Below are 19,742 nucleotides of genomic sequence, written 5' to 3'. Positions count from 1 at the left end.
ATCTTGCACCATTCTCAATAAGCTTTTTATGAACAAGCTTTTCGGCCTGTTCCACAAAGAGTGAATTTTCTTGTGGAACAGGCATCTTGCCTGTTCTTGAGAATGGGGCAATATCTTAGTTAAATCCCACTTTCAGGGGCGGGCAAGATGCCCACCCCACAATAAAGTTCTCGTGGAACAGGCCGGAAAGCCTGTTTTATTGTTTTTTTGCCCTTATATACTTAACTTGCGGCAATTTGTTGCAATTCCTCGTCAGTCAATTTAACTTCGAGCGCCCCCACAGAGTCCTCAATACTCGATACTTTGGTCGCACCGGGAATCGGAACGATGCAGGGCGATTGAGCCATCAACCAAGCTAATACTATACAGTAAACTGAAACGTTTTTTTCTGCTGCTAATTTGGCGATCGCGGGTATATCTTGCAAGCTGGTGACGCGGCGGCTTCCTCCCAAAGGACTCCAGGGAAAAAATGTCAGTTTTTCGGTTTCGCAATATTCCAGAACGCCGTCTGATTCCGGCTGTCTGTGCCACGGATTGTACTGATTTTGAACAGAGACAATTTCTACTGTATCGCGGGCGCGTTTGATTTGCTCTACAGAAAAGTTGGAAACTCCAATAAATCGAATCATTCCTGCTTCTACTGCTTCTTTTGCGGGTGCTAGGGCTGCTTCGATGGTATAAGCGGGATCGGGCGAGTGATATTGCCAAAGGTCGATCGGTTCCTTGCCGCCCAATGCTTCAAAACTTTCCCGAATTGTCTTGCGTAAATGATGGGGGTTGCCGTTGCGCGTCCAAGCACCTTGAGGCCGCATTAAGCCGCCTTTAGTGGCCACAGTAACAGCCCTAACATCTCCGTTGTATTGTTGCAAAGCTTTAGAAATCAGGTGCTCGTTGTGGTGTTTGTCGGATTGATCTTGGCAGTAGGAATCTGCGGTGTCAATTAGGGTGACACCCAAATCGAGGGCCCGGTGAATTACCGCAATTGATTGCGATTCTGGCGGCCGGCCGCTTAAGGACATTGGCATACCTCCAAGACCGATCGCGCTGATAGTAAAATTACTGTTACCCAGTTTTTTTCTTTTCATTGGTTTGCCTTCGTTTACGTGGTTTATTTCCAGTTTACATTTCAAGGATAGGTTGAGATATTACATTTATTTAACTATCTAAGTAAATAGAAAAAAATATTTTTTAGATAAGCTGTTTTGCCTTAAAAATGTATATTTCACTTCTATATTCCCCAGGTGTCAAATCCTCTCCCTCTCAAACATAATAGACAATCTAGATGTGCATCAGCTTACCTACCTACTTAACTAGCTGGAAGCGCTAGTGTAAAAGCGGAGTGCAAATTGCCAGAAGTAGCGCGAGAAACATAAAAGCCCGATCGCCAATATTCCCGCCCCTGCGAGCCAAACGATTTCACCTCTCCCCAGCATGGCTTCTGCAGGCACAGTCGTCAAGAAGGCAACGGGAACTACGAAAGTGAAGAAAAATCGATAAGCAGCAGGATAAGCTGCCATTGGAAATCTACCCGCTTCTAACAATCCTTTGAGGACTTCGGTAACGTTGTAAATTTTGACAAACCAAATGCTGGTTGCCCCTAACATAAACCATATACTGTAAAGAGTAATAGTTCCGAATAACAGCGGTATTGCTGTTAAAAAATAGTTGCCGATTCCTACTCCCAATTTGTTGGCAGCATACAGCAGCAATACGGTGCCGAAGATTAAATCTGGGATTCCCCAAGGCGAAACTGTGTTTGCAGATAGCCAAAATTGGGAATTGATGGGTTTGAGGAGTACGAAATCGAGAGTACCTTGCTGGACTCGATCGACAATACGGCTGAGATTAGGTGCTAGAAACGTTGACGAAAACCCCTGCAAAATCGTGAAAATACCGAGTACGACTAAAGCCTCTTCCCATGAATAGCCCGAAAACCTGTAGCCGGTACGGTAGAACAAAGACAGCCCAAACAAGCTGCCAGCAAGATTTCCGAGGCTACTGAGAGCCGCGAGGACAAAGTTGATGCGGTATTCTAGTTCCGCTGCGATCGCCGCACCCCAGAACAATTTCACTACGTGGAAATATCGTCCCATGTTTATAGCCATTTTTTGCCGTGTAAATACTTAAATTCCCATATTTTAAAGGTTGTGTGAAGTTAACTGCTGTACAGGCTGCTCATTTAACTATAACTTTAAATTATTGATACCGCTTACTTAAGGAGTTTTATTCACAAAAGTCATTAAGTTATTTAACAATATTTAAATAAAAGTTACGAATATTAATTTAATTCCAATATTAAACCCATAAATTTTGGCAATTATTAAGCAGGGTTCATGTTTCAACACAAAAAATCGCTGGACAGATTGGAAATACTAATAAGTTACAAGTCTTAAACTTATAAATATTTCAAAAACATCTAGCCATACCCAAACGGAACACTTAGGATGGGGCATACGTACTCAAAAGGAGTACGTAATCAGCAATGGGTAATTACATCTACAAAAGAGGGTGCGAGAAATTGACTTAACTAACAACAGGTAAGGAAAAAAAGACATGGATGCTTTAACTTTATCGAGACTGGGCGTCAAGCACACCAAGAGTGCAGTAGCCGAATCGCTGCGGATCAATACAGGATACGACATTACAAGCCCAGTCACTTTTTATGGGATTGTCAACGAGCGCTGCAATGTTAAATGCCGGCAGTGCGAGTATTGGCGGCTCAAAGAATATAAAGACGAAATGACGATCGAAGAATGGCAAAATGCCCTCTTGAGCGTCAAAGAATTTGTGGGCGAATTTTCAATCAACTTTAGCGGCGGCGAACCTTATATTAAAAAAGGTTTTCTCGACTTACTGGCCTTTGCGAATAAAAATGGCATTCACGCCGGCGTCACCACAAACGGCTATTGCATGACCAGAGAAAACGCAGCCAAAACTGTCGCTGCTCGTCCTTTTAATGTGAATATGTCAGTTGACGGGCCGAATGCAGAACTGCACGATTATTTGCGAGGTCAACCGGGATTGTTCGACAGACTTTCTAAAGGAATCGGTTATCTGCGCGAAGAACAAGAAAAACAGAACGTCCTATTTCCCATCAACGTCAAACCGACGATGAACCGACTCAATTTCCGCCACCTCCCGGAAATAGTCACCTGGGCTCAGGGAATTGGGGCGACGACGGTGAACTTCCAACCCGTCAACCGCTGGACGCCAGAAACATACGAGGAATTGTGGATTGAAAAAGAAGACATGGAGGAATTTTCACAGGTAATCGAGCGCCTAATTGAAATGAAGCATAACGGTGCTCCGATTATGAACAGCGATGAAGTGTTGCGATTGATGATTCCTCACTTTGCCGAAGAAAAAGCTCCTGATTCAACTCGTCCTTGTCGCGTTGGACTGCGGAATTACTGGATTGATACGCGCGGCGATGTGAAATTGTGCGATGAGTTTCCGGTGATTGGTAATGTGAAAAATGCCAGCGCCCGCGAGATTTGGTACGGCGAAAAAGCTCAGGAAGTCCGCCGCGATACTTTGAATTGCGGCAAGCTTTGTCTGATTACTTGTGTCTCGCAAAAGACGATTTTGGACAAGGTAAAAATGGGGGTGAAATTATTAAAAAATTGAGGTTTGAGCAGTGTTAATATTGCTTTTCTTTGTGGCGACCGGGTTTGAGCAGAAACCCGGTTTTTTGTTTATTTGTCTTCGTTCTTCCTGCCGATTTCCATTTGTTCTCGATCGCGATCTTTCTGTTCTTGTTCCTTTTGCTTGTATAATTGTAGTTGTTGGCGATCGCGCTGACGTGCCCTCTCTTCCTGTACCCGGTTCAATTCCACCTGTTTGATTTCCACCATCCCGCGAATTGTGGATATTGTCTGCGGGAAAAAATCTTGATTAGCAATCAGGTAGTTTAAGTATTTTTCAATTTGGCTTTGATATTTGCGCGATCGCAAACTCCGGAACTTCGGCAAAAACACCAGATTGTCGCCTTTAATGGACAAACGTTGAATTTTAGCATAACTTTCGATATAATAATTTTCCGCATTAATATCAACAGTATTGCTGTATCCTCGCAACTGCTGCAATTCTTTAGCACAATCAAATACTTGGCTTCGGATTTCAACTAACAATTGCTTTAACTTCGCGAGTTAAATTTCTCGATTTGGTTCCGTTTCTATTTGAGGGAAGTCTGAAAGCTTTCTTTCTAATTCGCTGGCTATTTGCTGGCCTTGGCGATCGACCTTTCCATACCAAAAAGGGGAGCGCCTGCCCGTTGAGAAAAAGACATAAAGTGCGATCGACCTTTCCAGACCAAAAATGCGATCGCACTCACATTCTCAACCAAAGATCGCCCTTCTCATTCCACTCATGGCGATCGCCCCATCACCTCTAATTTTAATTAACATCCTGTCCCTCCCTTAAGCAGGGCTGGGGGGACAGGATGAAAGGGGAAACGAGACTTAAAGCGATCGATAAACGCGATAGTTAATTTCAGGGAAAATATTATCAATCTCCTCAACCTTCTCCAACCAACCCGAATCAACTTTCCCTTCTTTCACTTCATCGTAAAGCTTGTGAAAGCGCATTAAGTGCGATCGAGTCCGCCGCACTGCATAGGGCACCATCGTCCCTGTACGCATGATAAATGCCCAGTCAGAAGATTGAGCTAGCAGCACTTCCCGCGCCGCCTGGTTCAAAGCCCGCCACTGCAATTCATCCGCAGGTTCCATGCTTCCCAACTCAATCATCCGTTCCGCAGCTTTGTGCAAGTGCGGGTAAATCCAAGCATTGGTATCGTTGAGCCAATATTCGTGGAAACCCCGGAAACCCCAACTCGACTGAGACGGGCGGCACACTTGCTGATTCCGATTTCCCCGCAAATAATCGGCTAAGTGCGTCATCTCGTAGGTATTTTGGTCGTACCAACTCTTGCGGAATAGGTAATCTAAGAACCAAGGCCCTTCGTACCACCAGTGACCGAAAAGTTCGGCGTCGTAAGGCGAAACAATAATCGGCGGACGCTGCATAATCCCGTTGAGGTGCTCGACTTGCCGTTCCCGGTTAAAAGCAAAGTTGCTGGCGTGTTCGGCTGCTTTTTCCCTTGCCCAGTAAGGATCGTACAACTGTTTATCGCCTAAACCCAATCCGCGACCGGTGATTTTGTGATATTTAATCCCGGTATTTTTCCGCTGGCCGTTGGGCATGATGTAGGGCTTAATGTAATCGTAGTCAGCTTCCCAGCCCAAATCTTTGTAGAATTCGCGGTATTCTGCCGCGCCTGGATAGCCGACTTCCGAAGACCAAACCTGCTGCGAGGATTCGTGATCCCGGCCGAAGGCGGCGACTCCGCATTCGGTGAAAATTGGGGCGTAGCTGCCGTAGCGGGGACGCGGGCGGGCGTAGAGGATGCCGTGACCGTCTGTGAGAAAGTAGCGGAGGCCGGCGTCGGCTAACATCCGCTCTAAGCCTTCATAGTAAGCACATTCGGGCAGCCAAATGCCGTTTGGTCGGCGGCCGAAGTTTGCTTCGTAGTTGTCGCAAGCTACTTGAATTTGTGCCCAAACTGCTTCGGGGTACATTTTCATCAGCGGTAAATAGCCGTGGGTGGCACCGCAGGTGATGATTTCGAGGTTGTTGGTATCTTGGTGTTCTTTGAAGGCTTTGACTAAATCTCGATCGTACTTTTCCCAAAAGTTGCGGACTTGAGAGAAGTGAGCGGCGTAATGTTCTGCTAAATAGCGGAGGTGACCGTTTCCGCTGTTGTGTTCGATTTCGAGATCCGCTAGTTCTTCGAGTTTAGCCAAGTGGTCGTCGAAGCGGTCTTGCAGCAAGGGGTCGCGCAGCATTGCCACCAAGGGCGGCGTCATGCTCATGGTAATTTTAAAGTCGATGCCGTCGCGCTTGAGCCCTTCAAAGACTTGCAGCAGGGGAATGTAGGTTTCCGCGATCGCCTCAAACAGCCATTCTTCTTCTAAAACGTAGTCGCTTTCGGGGTGGCGGACAAAAGGCAAGTGGGCGTGGAGAACGAGTGCGAGGTAGCCAATAGTCATAAAAAAATTCGGTAAGTGGGAAACGAGCGTGTCTTTAGACCTGAGAGGGAAACGGCCCGGCGGTTTGAACCGCCGTGAATCTTTCCATTACACGGGGATTGCGAGATGGGAGTGTACTTTTGTAATGTACTTTCAGTGGGACAATTACCACATCCAACCTCGCAACCGGCGATCGCATAATGTTCGCTCCTTTATGAGCCTCTCTGAGAGGGGTAATGTTAGCTTGCGCCTTAGTTAAGGGCCGGTACTATATCTAGGAAACTGATTTAACCCAATAAGTCTGTTTAATCCTAAATTTCGCTTGGCAAGGAACTAGCTTCGCATTCCCTGCTAGGCCTTTAACTCTTACCGTTAACGTAGTACGCAGATACACCTCTGGTCAACTATGGTTTAAGTCTGAGGCCCGAAGCAAGCGTGTCTTTAGACGTGGGTCGTTGACAGTGATTTGGATGCCGTAGTTATTAACTGACGCCAGTTAGGCACAGCTTTAAAATATTTTAAGATTTTATGCTGAAACGGGACTCACAAAATGCCGTGTTTTTTTAATGACCTTTCTCTAACAAACTAAATGTCAGCAAATTCTGATTTTCTGCTTGCTGTCGGATTAGGATTGCTGCTGTTTGAGAGTCTACTGGCTTTGAGAAAAAGAATCCCTGCGCGTACTCACATTTTAACCCTTTTAGTATAGATAGTTGCGAGGCTTCTTCGACTCCTTCGGCTACTACATCCATGCCTAAATTGTGGGACAAAGTAACGATCGACCGCACAATTTCGGTCGGGTCAATCCCTCCTTTACTGAAATCGAACTCACCTCCCATCCTGCTAACAAAAGAGCGGTCTATTTTTAAGGTATTGGTGGGGAAGCGGTGCAAGTAGGAAAGCGATGAATAGCCGGTGCCGAAGTCGTCAATGCACAAGTGTATGTTTCGGGTTCTGAGCTGCACCAGCATTGCTGTTACTGATTCGGAATTTTCTATGAGTACGCTTTCGGTAATTTCTAGTTTTAAACTGCTGCCATCGAGGTTAGTTTCTGCGAGAACTTGGTCGATGTATTCGATTAAATCTGGCTGAGAAAACTGTTTGACAGAAATGTTGACGCTAACGCTTAAGGGGGGATTGCTGGGAAATAGCTGTTGCCACTGGCGGATTTGGTGGCAAGCTGTGCGAAGTACCCAGCGGCCGAGGGGTACGATCAAGCCGGTTTCTTCGGCGATGGTGATGAATTCGCCGGGGGGAACTAAGCCGCGTTCTGGATGCTGCCAGCGCACTAGAGCCTCAAAACTGGTAATTGTGTTATTGGCGATCAACACGATCGGCTGGTAGTGAATAATAAATTGGGGCGCTGCCGATAAGGGAGGTAAGACTGATTCGCAGGATGGGGGAAACTCTTCTTCTGTGGCCGGCTCTCTAATTGATTCGATCGCCCGCCGCAGGTCGTTTTCTAGCTGCAACAGCCGCAAAGCGTGGGCGTGCATGGAACTGTTGAAAACTTCGTGTCGGGCTCTGCCGAGTTCTTTGGCGCGGTACATTGCTGTGTCGGCGTCGCGCAACAGGGTTGTCGGTTCCAGGTATTCGCCAGAACTCAAAGCTATACCGATGCTGGCGGTGATAAATACTTCGTGTCCGTCTAGAAGGATAGGGGTGGTGATTTTCTTTTGCAGGCGGTTGACAATGGTGGTAGCTTCATTGATGCCCTCGATGTCTTCTAACAACAGCACAAACTCGTCTCCTCCGAGGCGGGCTACTGTATCTCCGACCCTCAGACAAGCTTCCAGACGCCGCGCGATCGATACTAGCAGTTGATCGCCGATGGCGTGGCCGAGGGAATCGTTGACTACTTTAAATCTATCTAAATCGAGAAACAGCACCGCAAACAAGTAGTCTTTGCGCCGTTTTGCCATCCTCAGAGCGTGTTCGAGCCGATCGGTAAATAGCGATCGGTTAGGCAATCCGGTGAGGGCGTCGTGAAAAGCATCGTGCAGCAGTTGTTCTTCGGCGAGTTTGCGCTGAGTGATATCGTGACAGTTAATCACGATTCCCTCGACTGCGGGATCATACAGCAAGTTGGTGGCTACAGCTTCTACATAACACCAGGAACCGTTGCGGTGGCGGACTCGGTACTCAACTGGGGACAGGCTTCTTTTGGGGTTGTCAATGGCTTTGTGGAGGGTTTCGGTGATCGTGGCGCAGTCGTCGGGGTGAACTATTTCTAAGGCGCTGCGACCGATCGCCTGGTGGGGCGCGTATCCTAAAATTCGCTTGACGGAAGGGCTGATGTAGCGGAAAATTCCTTCGGCGTCGAGAATGATCGTGATGTCTGTGGCGTTTTCAATCAGCGAGCGAAATCGCTGTTCGCTTTGGCGCAGGGCTGATTCTGCTTGTTTGCGATCGCTGATGTCCAGGGCTACTCCGTCTATAATTACGTCGCCGTTTTCGTTTTTGGAAAATTTAGCGCTGTCTTGCACCCACTTGACCTCCCCTGATCTCAGAACGATGCGGTACTGCCGATCGCACGGCAGAAGAGTCGCTCTTGATGCTGCTACACGGCTGTCAAACGAGCTTTTGTCCTCTGGATGGATGATTTCGGTCAAGAGTTCCGGGTGCGAAATCACTTCTTCGGCCCCGAACCCAGTAACTTCGCGCACGCCTGGACTGATGTAGGGCATGGAAATTGTGCCGTCTGGATGCAGCACAGTGCGGTAGACTGAGCCGGGAATGTTGGCTGCCATTGTGGCTAGCTGCTGCTGGATGCCGCAGACTGCTGCTTCGGCGCGCTTGCGTTCTGCGAGTTCGGTTTGGGCTTGTTGGTAGAGTTCGGCTTGGTGGATCGCGATCGCGCACTGATCGGCTATGGCTGTGAGTAGCGACAGTTCTTCGACGCTCCAAGAGCGCGCCCGATCGCACTGATAGAGGCTAATTCCTCCCAAAAATGACTGGTGGTAGAGCAGCGGCGCGATCGCGACGCCGCGAAACCCTACCAACTCTGCTGATTCTTGCAGGGACGGGCAAAGTGTCGATAACTCGTCGATTATCTGGGTTTCCCCGGCCGCTAGCCCGGAGCGGAAGTGTTCGGCCACTTTGCAATTTAGCCCGACGAACCGTTCTCTGTCGGCTGCTTTGCTGATATAGCGAATTCTGATGCCGCCTTCAGCATCTGGCTGCAAGATGGCGCAGGCGCTGATGTCTAAAGCTTCGTGCAGTTGATCTGCGGTGGTTTGCAGCACTTCGTCGAGTACAAGGGTGAAGCGCATGGCTTGGAGGATGCGGTTGACGATCGCTTCTCGCTGAGCTTGCCGCTGAATTTGGGCGATCGCTTCTTCTTGCTGGCGCCGCATTTTGTATTCTTGGAGCGATCGTTCTAAGACTGTTGGCAACCTAAACAGTCGCCCTTTTAATACGTAATCGGTCATTCCGGCTTTGATGCACTCAACTGCCGCTTCTTCTCCCAAACTTCCCGTTACTAAAATTAAGGGTATGTCTTGCCCTAATTCCTGCATTAATTTCAATACTTCTAAACCGTTGAAGCCGGGGAGGCGATAATCTGAGAGTACAGCATCGTACTGGCAATTTTCTAGCAGTTTTCTGCACTCGGTTGCTGTTTCGGCAGTGTCGCACTTAAAATTTACCCCCCCCGCTTCTAAGGCGAGCACTATTAATTCCATATCTTCTGCCAGGTCTTCGATAATCAACAATTTTAATGTTGATTCCGCTACCATTTTTAGTAGATAGTTGGTTTGATTTATATCTAACATAAGGTATTGGGGATGTTTTTAATTGGTTATTCGTGTTTTTGCTAGTATTTTTTTAGACTGAGTTTGGTTGTTAATTTTATCTCGATATTTTTAGTTATTTTTAGCAAAATCAATTATATACTCTACTCGCAAGACCTTTATTTAACACCGGTAGTCGAGGGCTGACCGAACCGATTGGGCATCATCCCAATTTTTAAAAGAGCGTTTTTTAGGAGTACGAGCCTCTTGCACAGCCAAGCCTAGATCTTTGGCTTCCATCTCTGACAGGGAACACTCCTGTGAAAGCAAAATTCAGATGCTCTCACCGATTGTGACTTATTTAAGTGTATAAGAGTTTGAAATTCAGAATTTAAAACTCTTATAGATTTAACTTACGAATCTATATTACCGTTTGAGATTGTTTGCCCTAGTTTAAAGTAAAACGTGGCCCCTTGACTAGGTAGGCTTTCGGCCCAAACCGTGCCGCCGTGGCGGTGAATAATCCGCTGGACGATCGCCAAACCGATGCCCGTACCTTCAAATTCTCTCTGGGAGTGCAGCCTCTGAAAGGCTCCAAACAGGCGATCGGCATATTCCATCGGAAAACCCACCCCGTTATCCTTGACAAAAATCGTCCCATCAGGTAAACCCTCAATAACTATTGTAGCCGGAGTGCGGCCACGGCTGAACTTGACGGCGTTGCTAATCAAGTTGCTGAACACCTGTTGCAACAAGGTTGGATCTCCCATTACCGTCGGCAAATTTCCGACGGCAAATTCAACGCTGTGGAGAGTTTGGGCCGGATCTGCAACGGTTGGGGGTTTAGTCAATTTAATCGCATTTTGTACCAAACGGCTCAGATCGATCGGAATTTGCCTCAACTCGGTGCGACTCACCCGCGACAGGGCGAGCAAACCGTCAATCAACAGGCTCATTTTTTGGCTGCTGTCTTCAATTATTTCCATGTAGTGAACTATTTTGCGATCGCTCAAAGCCTCAGTTAATTCTAGCCGCTGCTTCAACGCTTCTACAAAACCTGAAATATGTCGCAAAGGTGCGCGCAAGTCGTGGGAAACTGAGTAAGAAAAAGATTCTAATTCTTGATTGGCAGCTTCTAATTGCTCTGTGCGTTCTGACAAAGCTTGTTTTGTCTCTACCAACTCAGTGATATCGCGAGAAGTGCCAATTAAAGCATAAACCTCGCCGTCGAGATTTCTCAGGGGAATTTTAAAAGTATCGTAGTAGGAATGGACACCGGAAATCACGAATTTTTCCTGAAAGTGCAGAGTTTGCCCTGTTTCAAATACCTGCCAATTTTCCCGGCAAAATCGTTCTGCGAGTTCGGCGGAAAAACATTCAAAAACTGTTTTGCCCTGCATCTCTTTGCTGCTGTTGAAACCGCAAATTTTGGCAACAGTTTTGTTGACAAAAGGCTGGCGCATATTTTCACGTTCGACCACAAAAATGCGATCGGGCAAAGCATCAAAAAAAGTCTCTAATTCTGCGGTACGCTGCGCGACTTGAGCTTCTAAAGTTTCGTTGAGTTCTTTGAGTTCAGCTTCTACTCGTTTGCGTTCAGTGATATCTTGACCAATGCCGATACAACTGCCGTCGGAAAGGTAAACATTTGCCCAAGAAGTGTCGATAATTCGCCCGTCTCTAACTTGTGTTTTGAAATCGCTCCAGTTCTGAGTGGCTGCTTGGACTTCATCCAAAACGTATTGACGGTATTCTGGCTGCGGATAAAATTCTACCCAAATATCCCGGTTTTTGATTTCTGTCAAACTCCAGCCGAGCACTTGTTCCCAGTGGCGGTTTACCCAGTTTACTTCACCGCTGCTGCCCAAGAATGCGAGCATGACTGGTACGTTATCGAATATAGTTTGCAGCAGTTCTTTTTGCTGTTTTAATGATTCTTCGGCTTGTTTGCGATCGCTGATGTCGAGTACGGAACCGATAAATTGCAAAATTTGTCCGTCTGGGGTTCTTTTGAAGATTGTAGAGCGCTCATGCACCCAGCGCCATTCCCCATTTTTGTGTTGGATTCTGTAGTCTCTCTCATCCGTTTCAGAGGGATTTCTGCTGTGTTTTAGTCGCTCCATACCTGTAGTTAGCTTTAACCGATCGTCGGGATGAACTAAGTTAGCGACAGCACCTATACCGAAATCTTGCCATTCTTTAGCAGTGTAGCCGAGTATGGCTGTGACAGATTCATTTGCATAAATATTTTTGTTTTCTACTGCATCGTAAATGTAAAGAAAGTTGGGGATAGTTGTCAGGATACTCTCTAAAAGTTGTTGATGTTTTTGCAGTGCCGATTCTGCCTGTTTGCGCTCGCTTAAGTCCAGCACAAAACTGACACCTAACTGCTTCGTGCCTTCTAAAAATGTGCTGCCCAGCATCACCGGAACGCAGCTCCCATCGGAGCGTAAAAATTCTTTTTCAAAGGGAATGACCCTATTTTTCTCCCTCAGTTCGGCAACTTTTTCTGTATCTATACGCACGTATTCTGGCGGTGTCATTTCTTGCCAGTTAATTCTTCCGGCAAGCAGGTCGTCCCGCGTATAGTTGACCGTGTTTAAAAAAGCGGCGTTGGCATCTATAATGGGGCCGTTAATGTCCCAAAAAATTAGACCAATCATGTTAGAATCAACCAGGGCTCTAAATTTGAATTCGCTTTGTCGCAACTGAAATTCGACTTTTTTGAGTTCTGTAATATCGCGGGCGATGGATAAAACTGTTTCTACTGAATTGTCTTCAGCAAATTCGGGAATGACTCGACAGTGGTAATGTTTTATGCCCTCGGGAGTAGGAAACTCAAATTCTATGGTTTCTTGTTTGCCGGTGTCAAAAACTTTCAAAAAAGTCTCGTCCCACAGGTTGCACAAGTGCGGTGGCATTCCTGATTCTCTGTTGCTCTTGCCCATCAATTCTGCAGGGGGTTTTCCGGTTGCTGATTCTACTGCGTGGTTGATGTAAAGGTGGCGGAATTCTCGATCGAACCTGGCGATGATATCGGTCGCATTTTCCGCTAGGGTGCTGAAAGCTTGTTCGCGCCGGTGCAGTTCTTCTTGAATGCGGTGGCAATCGGTTATGTCTCTACCAAAAGATAGAATTGAGACTACTGTTCCCGATTCATCCATGAGTGCAGAATTGTACCATTCGCAGTAAATTATCGAGCCATCTTTGGTATAGTTGCGGTTGCGGCAAACGTTGCGGGTTTCTCTGCTGTCTAACAGTTGATTTGTGACAGCGCACACTTCCTCGAAGTCTTCTTGATAAACTATTGACCATTGGTGCCAGTATTTGCCAATTGCTTCTGCTGCACTCCAGCCAAATAGCTGTTCTGCCATTGGCGACCACCGCACTACCCGAAAATCCTTGTCCCATTCTATAACTGCCATTGGCAAGTTTTCTAGGTGAAATTCCCGTCGCGAGTTGGCTTTTTTTATTTGAGTTTGAAGTTGCTGGCGAAGTTGCTTAGCCTCGGCCAAGCGGTCGCTGATTTCCTGTGTGTTTGCTGAGCCGGCCTTGGCAATGTGAGCAATGGTTTCTGCTGTTTGTTTTTCGAGTTCGTTCCAAGCGAGTTCGAGGGCTAATTCCGCCTGCTCTAGCTCAGTGATGCTGTTGTGAAACAGTTTGGCACTTTCAACTGGAATTTCAGGCATAGTTTTGACACTTAGGCAAGTGTTAGTTTGAGAATGCAAAATTAAAGCTTAAAAATTAAAAATATGTAATTTCCTGTTAAATTATACATTTTTAATTTTTAGTTGGTGCGCGGAGCCGATCGTTGGAGGCGGGCGGCGTTATTAAAAACTGCCACTCAAAGGATTTGGCGTGCAGATCGATCGGCAATTGTGGTGGATCGATCTAAAACTCTCCTGCGTAAGGGAAGGGGGTGGGCCGGAGCTGGCGCTAAATATATTTTTGCACAGGGTTGTTGTTTGGGGGCGATCGCAAGGAGAGCGGCGTGGCTGGGGGCGTGGGTCGATCGCAAATTTGTAGCAGGGGGTTGCGTATGCCACTCCCGATTCGTCTCAACTTAACACGCTTTCCCACAGTCGGGCAGGGGTTTAAACCAGCCCGAATGCGGGTTTGAGGGGCTGGTTGACACCAATGAAACCGCCCCTACCTACAAATAATCTCCAATCACTTTGGTCAATAAAAAGCTAAAATAAAATCTCAAGTTATTCAGTCTTTAAAATTGCTTATGACTGCTGCTGCACCCTCTTCGATAAAAAACCAAACTCAGTACGAAGCCATTATCGGTCTCGAAACTCATTGTCAATTGAGTACGAATACTAAAATTTTCTCCAGTTCTTCTACAGAATTTGGCAATGCTCCAAATACTAACATTGACCCAATTTGTATGGGAATGCCTGGAGTGTTGCCAGTCTTAAATAAAAAAGTGCTGGAGTATGCGGTGAAAGCAGGGCTGGCTCTCAACTGCGAAATCGCACCTTACAGTAAGTTTGACCGCAAGCAATATTTCTATCCCGATTTGCCGAAAAATTATCAAATTTCTCAGTTCGATTTGCCGATCGCTACTAACGGTTGGTTAGAAATTGAACTGGTGGACGAGACGGGAAATTCTACTAGAAAAAAAATCGGGATCACTCGCTTGCACATGGAGGAAGATGCCGGAAAATTGGTTCACGGCGGCAGCGATCGGTTGAGCGGTTCTACTTATTCAATGGTGGATTACAACCGCGCCGGTGTGCCTCTAATCGAAATTGTTTCGGAACCGGATTTGCGATCGGGCGCGGAAGCTGCCGAATACGGTCAAGAATTGCGCCGGATCGTGCGCTACATCGGTGTTGGCGACGGGAATATGCAGGAAGGTTCGCTCCGGTGCGATGTGAATATTTCGGTGCGCCCCGTGGGCCGAAAAGAGTTCGGCACGAAGGTGGAAATTAAAAATATGAACTCTTTTAATGCGATCGAACGGGCGATCGATTACGAGATCGAGCGGCAAATTCAAGCTGTGGAAAATGGCGAAACCATCGTCCAAGAAACGCGGCTTTGGGATGAAAACAAGCAGTGTACTTTCAGTATGCGGGTTAAGGAAGGTGCGAGCGATTATCGGTATTTCCCGGAACCGGATTTGCCTCCGATCAAAGTTTCGGCCGACCAATTGCAGGATTGGAAAGCTCAACTGCCGGAATTGCCTGCCCAAAAGCGCAATCGCTACGAAACTGAGCTCGGTCTTTCTCCCTACGACGCGCGGGTGCTGACTGACGACAAAGCGGTGGCGGAGTATTTTGAAAAATCGATCGCCGCCGGTGCTGTGGCTAAACAAGCTGCGAATTGGGTGATGGGCGATATTACTGCTTATCTGAAAAATGAAAAACTGGCGATCGCAGAAATTCCTTTCCAACCGCAGGATTTAGCCGAACTGCTGGGGCTAATTGATGCCGGTACGATCAGTGGCAAAATCGCTAAGGATATTTTGCCGGAGTTGCTGGCCAACGGTGGTTCGCCTCAGAAGTTTGTTGAGAGCAAGGGTTTGATTCAAATTTCGGATACTGGGGCGATCGAGCAAGCGATCGATGCGGTGTTAGCCGCCAATCCCAAGGAACTCGAACAGTACCGAGCCGGTAAAACTAAGCTGCTGGGCTTTTTTGTCGGCAAGGTGATGAAGGAAACGGGCGGCCGGGCTGATCCCAAACTGACGAATGAGCTGCTGACGACGAAGCTTAACGCCCCAGGCTAAGCAATCGTTAAGGGCGTCGTGTAGCAGATACAGCGGCGGGCGATCGGTTTTTCCTGAGCTCGCCGCGATCCCTGGATGGTAACTTTATAATTAATATACATTTCTTTACAACATCTTCACGTTTGGGGGTGACACCCCTCATCCCGATCATGTTATATTGTGTTATGTAGATGCACCCTGATGGCAGAGAGAGTTACTTAGGTAGCTCTCTCTTTTTTTGGTCTTTTTTTTTTGTACGGACGTGAAAATACGGATGGGGGAGAGGGGGATTGGCCATACCGCTTCCCGATTACGGATTAGCAATTACCGCTTTGAGTCGATTAATATCAACTTTAGTTATTAACTAATTTTGACATTATGAGCGAACAAGCTAGCGAGCTAATCAAGCAGGGGATTTCGCAATATCAGGCGCGTCAATTTGAGGCGGCGCTGGGTTCTTGGCAGGAAGCGCTGGCGCTGTATCGCTCAATGGACGATAAGCGGCGATCGGGTGCGGCGCTGGGTAATATGGGCGTAGCTTACGAAGCGCTGGGAAATTATGCTCAGGCGATCGACTGCTACCAGCAGCATTTGGTGTTAGCGCGGGAAATTGGCGATCGCCGGGGCGAGGCGAATGCTTTCGGAAATCTGGGCAATGCTTGCTGTGCTCTGGAGGATTTTTTTGGTGCTATTGATTACCAGCAGCAGCGTTTGGCGATCGCGCGGGAAACTGGCGACGGGCGCTCTGAGCTGGAAACTTGGGGCAATTTGGCGCTAGCTTACGATGCTAAGGGAGATTTGCCTGGTGCGATCGAATGTTATCAGCAGCAGTTGTCGATCGCGCGCGCCAGCAAGGACGATCGCATTGAGCGCAATGCTCTCAAGAATTTGAAGCTTGCTTACAAGTATTTAGCAGATTACGAGAAGGCTAACCAGTACCGACAGCAGCAATTGGCGATCGTCCGGCAACTGTTTTTAACTGATAAAAATAAGAGTTTTGTACACCTTGCAGAAACAGTTGGTTTGAATCCGGTTGAGGATTTTGCCGGGGCTAATTTAAGCGGTTTTGACTTGCACTACGCTGATTTTAACGGTGCGGATTTGCGCGAAACCAACCTCCGAGGCGCAGATTTGACTTTGGCCGATCTCAGCGGTGCTTTGCTGAGCGCTGCTATTTTAATTGATGCTAATTTGTGCAATGCTAATTTGCGGGATGCTGAACTCAGCAGCGCCAATTTGAGCGGTGCTGATTTGCGGACAAAGCTGCCCCGGGCGAATTTGAGCGGTGCAAATTTAACCAACGCCAATTTGAGCAGTGCTTATTTACCGAATGCGATTTTGGTAAATGCAAATTTGACCAATACTGATTTCAAGAATGCTGATTTAAGTGGTGTTAATTTGAGTGGTGCGAATTTAAACGGTGCTGATTTGAGCCGCGCTGATTTGACAAATACAGTAGTGGAAAATGCAAAGTTTTTTTGTTGTTTGGGAATTTCGGAGGCCATGAAGGTTGAATTGACGGCACGGGGCGGGATTTTTGAGTAGAATTAATTGGAAAGGTTGGTAATTGTAGAGGGTAAGAAAAGCTATGACTGCCGTAACTGCAAAACGATTCTCGATCGCCGAATATCACCGTTTGGGAGAACTGGGATTTTTCGCCCCCGATGACCGAGTTGAATTGATTCGCGGAGAAATTATCCTCAAGGCTACTAAAAGTACGTTTCACTCTGTTTGTAATTCGCTACTGTTAGAAGAATTGTACCCGCTGCTGCGAAAAAGAGTGATCGTGCGCGGTCAAGAACCCATTATTTTGTCTGATGATAGCGAACCAGAGCCTGATGTTGTGATTGCTCGCAATCGAGCCGATCGTTATTTATCTTCTCACCCGCAGCCTGCTGATATTTTGTTGGTAATTGAGGTTTCGGATTCTACGTTGAAGTACGATCGCACAACCAAGTTGTCTCTCTATGCTGAGACTGGGATTTCTAATTATTGGATATTTAATTTGGTTGATAATCAACTGGAAATGCACAGCGAACCTTATCAGAAACAAAACGGGAGTTATAGTTATCAATTGCAACGGGTTGTTTTGCCAAATCAGACGGTGGTAATTCCGGGTTGTCGAGAGTTGTCTCTTGATTTGTCTTCGGTATTTCCAGCCTAGGCTTCCTTCGATGATATAATGCAAAAGTGCGATGGCTACGCCCCGGCTTGCGCCTACGAACCCTTCACCAAAGTAGCACTATGACAGCTAAAACTCTCGCTCCACCGGAACAAATTGTCGAGCTATCGGGTATCAGTTGGCAAACCTACGAAGCTTTGCTAGCCGAAATTGGCGATCGGCAAATTCGACTGACATATAATCGCGGCAATCTTGAAATTAGGGTACCTTCTCCAGAACACGAACTTTACAAAAAAGTAATGGGTCGATTTGTTGAAACCCTAGCAGAAGAATTGGAACTCAACATTGCCCCCCGGGGCTCCACAACTTTCAAGCGTCCTGAACTTAGCGGTGTAGAACCTGATGAATGTTTTTACATCCAAAATGTTAGTGCAGTTAAAGGCAAAAAAAGAATCGACCTGAATCAAGATCCGCCACCGGATTTAGTGGTGGAAATTGATATTACCAGCCGTTCGGAAAATAGCTTGCAGGTTTATGCGGATCTGGGAGTGCCGGAAGTTTGGATTTATAATGGGCTGCGACTCAGAATCAACAGATTAGAAAATGGAGAATACGTTGAGGGCGAGATCAGTTTAGCATTTCCCAGCTTACCGATATTAGAGATTGTCAGATTTTTGGAACAAGCAGAAACAATGGACTATTTGGAATTAGTGAAAGCATTTCGGAATTGGGTAAAAAGCCAAATTCAGCAAAATCAATGACTTGCGGATCAAATTAAACAAAATTTACAATTTTACCCACAAAAAAAAGCTGTATTGTGATAAAATAGAGATGATAAACTAATTTAAATATCAATTACAGGCTGGTAGTGCCAGCAATTCTACCCGATATGCGATCGCTAGAGTCTCACAACAAATACCCAGATTGCTTGTGGATGCAATTAGAAGCAATTCCAGTTCCATCGGTTGCACCCCAAACCCAGCAGCTCGACATTCACTTGAGCCTAAATTTTAACGAGCATTGGGAACCCCTGCTCGGCGGTCGCGTCAAATTTGGTCTGCAAGGCGGGACGCTCAAACTCTATCTAGAAAACTGCGAAATACCCGTAGCATCACGTCAGTTAGTGGGTACTTTCAAGCTTTTGCCAATAGAAGAAACCCTGCCCATTCAAAGTAGTGCAGAAATTTTAGTGACGGAAAGTCAGCGGGGAGTTCAGGGCGGCGAGAATGCGAAAAAAATCAAGGAAACAGAGAGCATATTTTGTCACGTTTCCACAATCAGCGATGATACAACGCCAGCTTGGATTTTTGCAGTAGAACAAGGCAAATCAGTATTAAAAGGTTTGCTAAAAAGTGTTAAGCTGGGAGAATTAGCTGCCAAAGAATTTCGGATTGCAGCGGCTTTTGAAGTTGCTAAAGAAGATATTAATCTCACAGATGCTGAGGGTTTGTGGCCGCACGAAATCACGCCAAATCAACATTCGGTTTTAGAAAGAATCCTGACTATATATCTGCAAACACATAAACTCCAACCTGCTCTCAGTTGGGCGCTATTCTCCTACAATTTACCTCCGGTTGAACCGCGCGAAGTGGAGATTCTCCCGGAAGCTGAATCGGAATTGCAGGAAATGGTCGATCGCATTATTTCCGCTGAAACCGACGACTTTGTGGAGTTGGCAAAAATCGCCAATCTCAATCCAGCACTAGATTTCGCGGGTAGCACCTTGCGCGGAACGACTTTAAGTGCACTGGATTTTAGCAGCGCAAATCTCGATCGGGTAAATTTCCGGGGTGCAACCTTAAACGATGTCGATTTCAGCGACGCCAACCTGCAAAAAGCCAAATTCGGCGGTGCAGATTTGAGCGGCGCTTTCTTAGGAAATGCTGATTTAAGCGGCGCAGATTTGCACAAAGCAAGTCTAGCTTTAGCTAACCTCAGCGGTGCCAATTTGAGCGGCGCAAATCTGCTGGAAGTGAACTTAACAAATACTAATTTCAGCGGTGCGAATGTTGAGTCAGCGAGGTTTGGGAACAATTCAGGAATGGATGAGGAGATGCAGGTGAATTTACAGCAGCGAGGCGCAATTTTTGAGGAGGTTTAGTCGGTAAGTGCGAATCCCCTTCATCTATCTGCGTCCATCCTCGTTT

The 19,742-nt window shown here is 46.7% G+C and carries 13 protein-coding genes; 7 read left to right on the top strand and 6 right to left on the bottom strand.

Going from position 1 to position 19,742, the window contains the following annotated elements; all coding sequences use genetic code 11:
- Positions 1–221 precede the first annotated feature (221 nt).
- Complete coding sequence (locus tag D0A37_RS04390) at positions 222–1,085, bottom strand: aldo/keto reductase (protein WP_242721558.1); 864 nt, start codon at positions 1,083–1,085, stop codon at positions 222–224.
- A gap of 225 nt (positions 1,086–1,310) precedes the next feature.
- Positions 1,311–2,105, bottom strand: a complete 795-nt coding sequence (locus D0A37_RS04385) for an ABC transporter permease (RefSeq protein ID WP_445242477.1) — start codon at positions 2,103–2,105, stop codon at positions 1,311–1,313.
- Positions 2,106–2,553: 448 nt separating this feature from the next.
- Here D0A37_RS04385 and D0A37_RS04380 point away from each other — a divergent pair, with 448 nt between their 5' ends.
- A complete protein-coding gene (locus tag D0A37_RS04380) occupies positions 2,554–3,627 on the top strand; it encodes a radical SAM protein (protein WP_242721555.1) in 1,074 nt (357 codons plus the stop codon).
- Between the two features lie 68 nt (positions 3,628–3,695).
- Here D0A37_RS04380 and D0A37_RS04375 read toward each other — a convergent pair whose 3' ends face one another.
- Positions 3,696–4,130 (bottom strand): hypothetical protein, encoded by a 435-nt coding sequence (locus D0A37_RS04375; protein ID WP_242721552.1) that lies wholly within the window; start codon positions 4,128–4,130, stop codon positions 3,696–3,698.
- Between the two features lie 32 nt (positions 4,131–4,162).
- On the opposite strand from D0A37_RS04375, the gene D0A37_RS04370 reads away from it, so the two are divergent.
- On the top strand, positions 4,163–4,393 hold the full coding sequence (locus D0A37_RS04370; protein WP_242721549.1) for a hypothetical protein: 231 nt from the start codon (positions 4,163–4,165) through the stop codon (positions 4,391–4,393).
- A 67-nt stretch (positions 4,394–4,460) separates the two neighbouring features.
- On the opposite strand, the gene D0A37_RS04365 is transcribed toward D0A37_RS04370, so the two are convergent.
- From D0A37_RS04365 to D0A37_RS04355, 3 genes are all read right to left on the bottom strand, one after another.
- The gene (locus tag D0A37_RS04365; protein ID WP_242721546.1) at positions 4,461–6,050 is read right to left on the bottom strand and encodes a glycoside hydrolase family 57 protein; all 1,590 of its coding nucleotides are present in this window, start codon (positions 6,048–6,050) and stop codon (positions 4,461–4,463) included.
- Positions 6,051–6,592: 542 nt separating this feature from the next.
- On the bottom strand, positions 6,593–9,802 hold the full coding sequence (locus tag D0A37_RS04360; RefSeq protein WP_242721542.1) for an EAL domain-containing protein: 3,210 nt from the start codon (positions 9,800–9,802) through the stop codon (positions 6,593–6,595).
- A 371-nt stretch (positions 9,803–10,173) separates the two neighbouring features.
- Positions 10,174–13,449 (bottom strand): PAS domain-containing sensor histidine kinase, encoded by a 3,276-nt coding sequence (locus D0A37_RS04355; protein WP_242721539.1) that lies wholly within the window; start codon positions 13,447–13,449, stop codon positions 10,174–10,176.
- A 542-nt stretch (positions 13,450–13,991) separates the two neighbouring features.
- On the opposite strand from D0A37_RS04355, the gene gatB reads away from it, so the two are divergent.
- The 5 genes from gatB to D0A37_RS04330 all read left to right on the top strand — a co-directional run bounded on the left by gatB (position 13,992) and on the right by D0A37_RS04330 (position 19,696).
- Positions 13,992–15,494, top strand: coding sequence for an Asp-tRNA(Asn)/Glu-tRNA(Gln) amidotransferase subunit GatB (gene gatB / locus D0A37_RS04350; RefSeq protein ID WP_242721536.1), 1,503 nt, complete (start codon positions 13,992–13,994; stop codon positions 15,492–15,494).
- Positions 15,495–15,851: 357 nt separating this feature from the next.
- On the top strand, positions 15,852–17,018 hold the full coding sequence (locus D0A37_RS04345) for a pentapeptide repeat-containing protein (RefSeq protein ID WP_242721532.1): 1,167 nt from the start codon (positions 15,852–15,854) through the stop codon (positions 17,016–17,018).
- 43 nt (positions 17,019–17,061) lie between these two features.
- Positions 17,062–17,637, top strand: a complete 576-nt coding sequence (locus tag D0A37_RS04340; protein ID WP_242721529.1) for a Uma2 family endonuclease — start codon at positions 17,062–17,064, stop codon at positions 17,635–17,637.
- An 80-nt stretch (positions 17,638–17,717) separates the two neighbouring features.
- Entirely contained in the window at positions 17,718–18,356 is a 639-nt protein-coding gene (locus tag D0A37_RS04335) for a Uma2 family endonuclease (protein WP_242721526.1), read from the top strand.
- 107 nt (positions 18,357–18,463) lie between these two features.
- Positions 18,464–19,696, top strand: coding sequence for a pentapeptide repeat-containing protein (locus D0A37_RS04330; protein WP_242721521.1), 1,233 nt, complete (start codon positions 18,464–18,466; stop codon positions 19,694–19,696).
- Positions 19,697–19,742: the final 46 nt, after the last annotated feature.

Origin of the sequence: Microcoleus vaginatus HSN003 (assembly GCF_022701255.1) — a bacterium.
Taxonomy (GTDB): Bacteria; Cyanobacteriota; Cyanobacteriia; order Cyanobacteriales; family Microcoleaceae; genus Microcoleus; species Microcoleus vaginatus_B.
The sequence above is the reverse complement of the archived record's forward strand: the minus strand, read 5'-3'. Positions and strand labels throughout refer to the sequence as shown.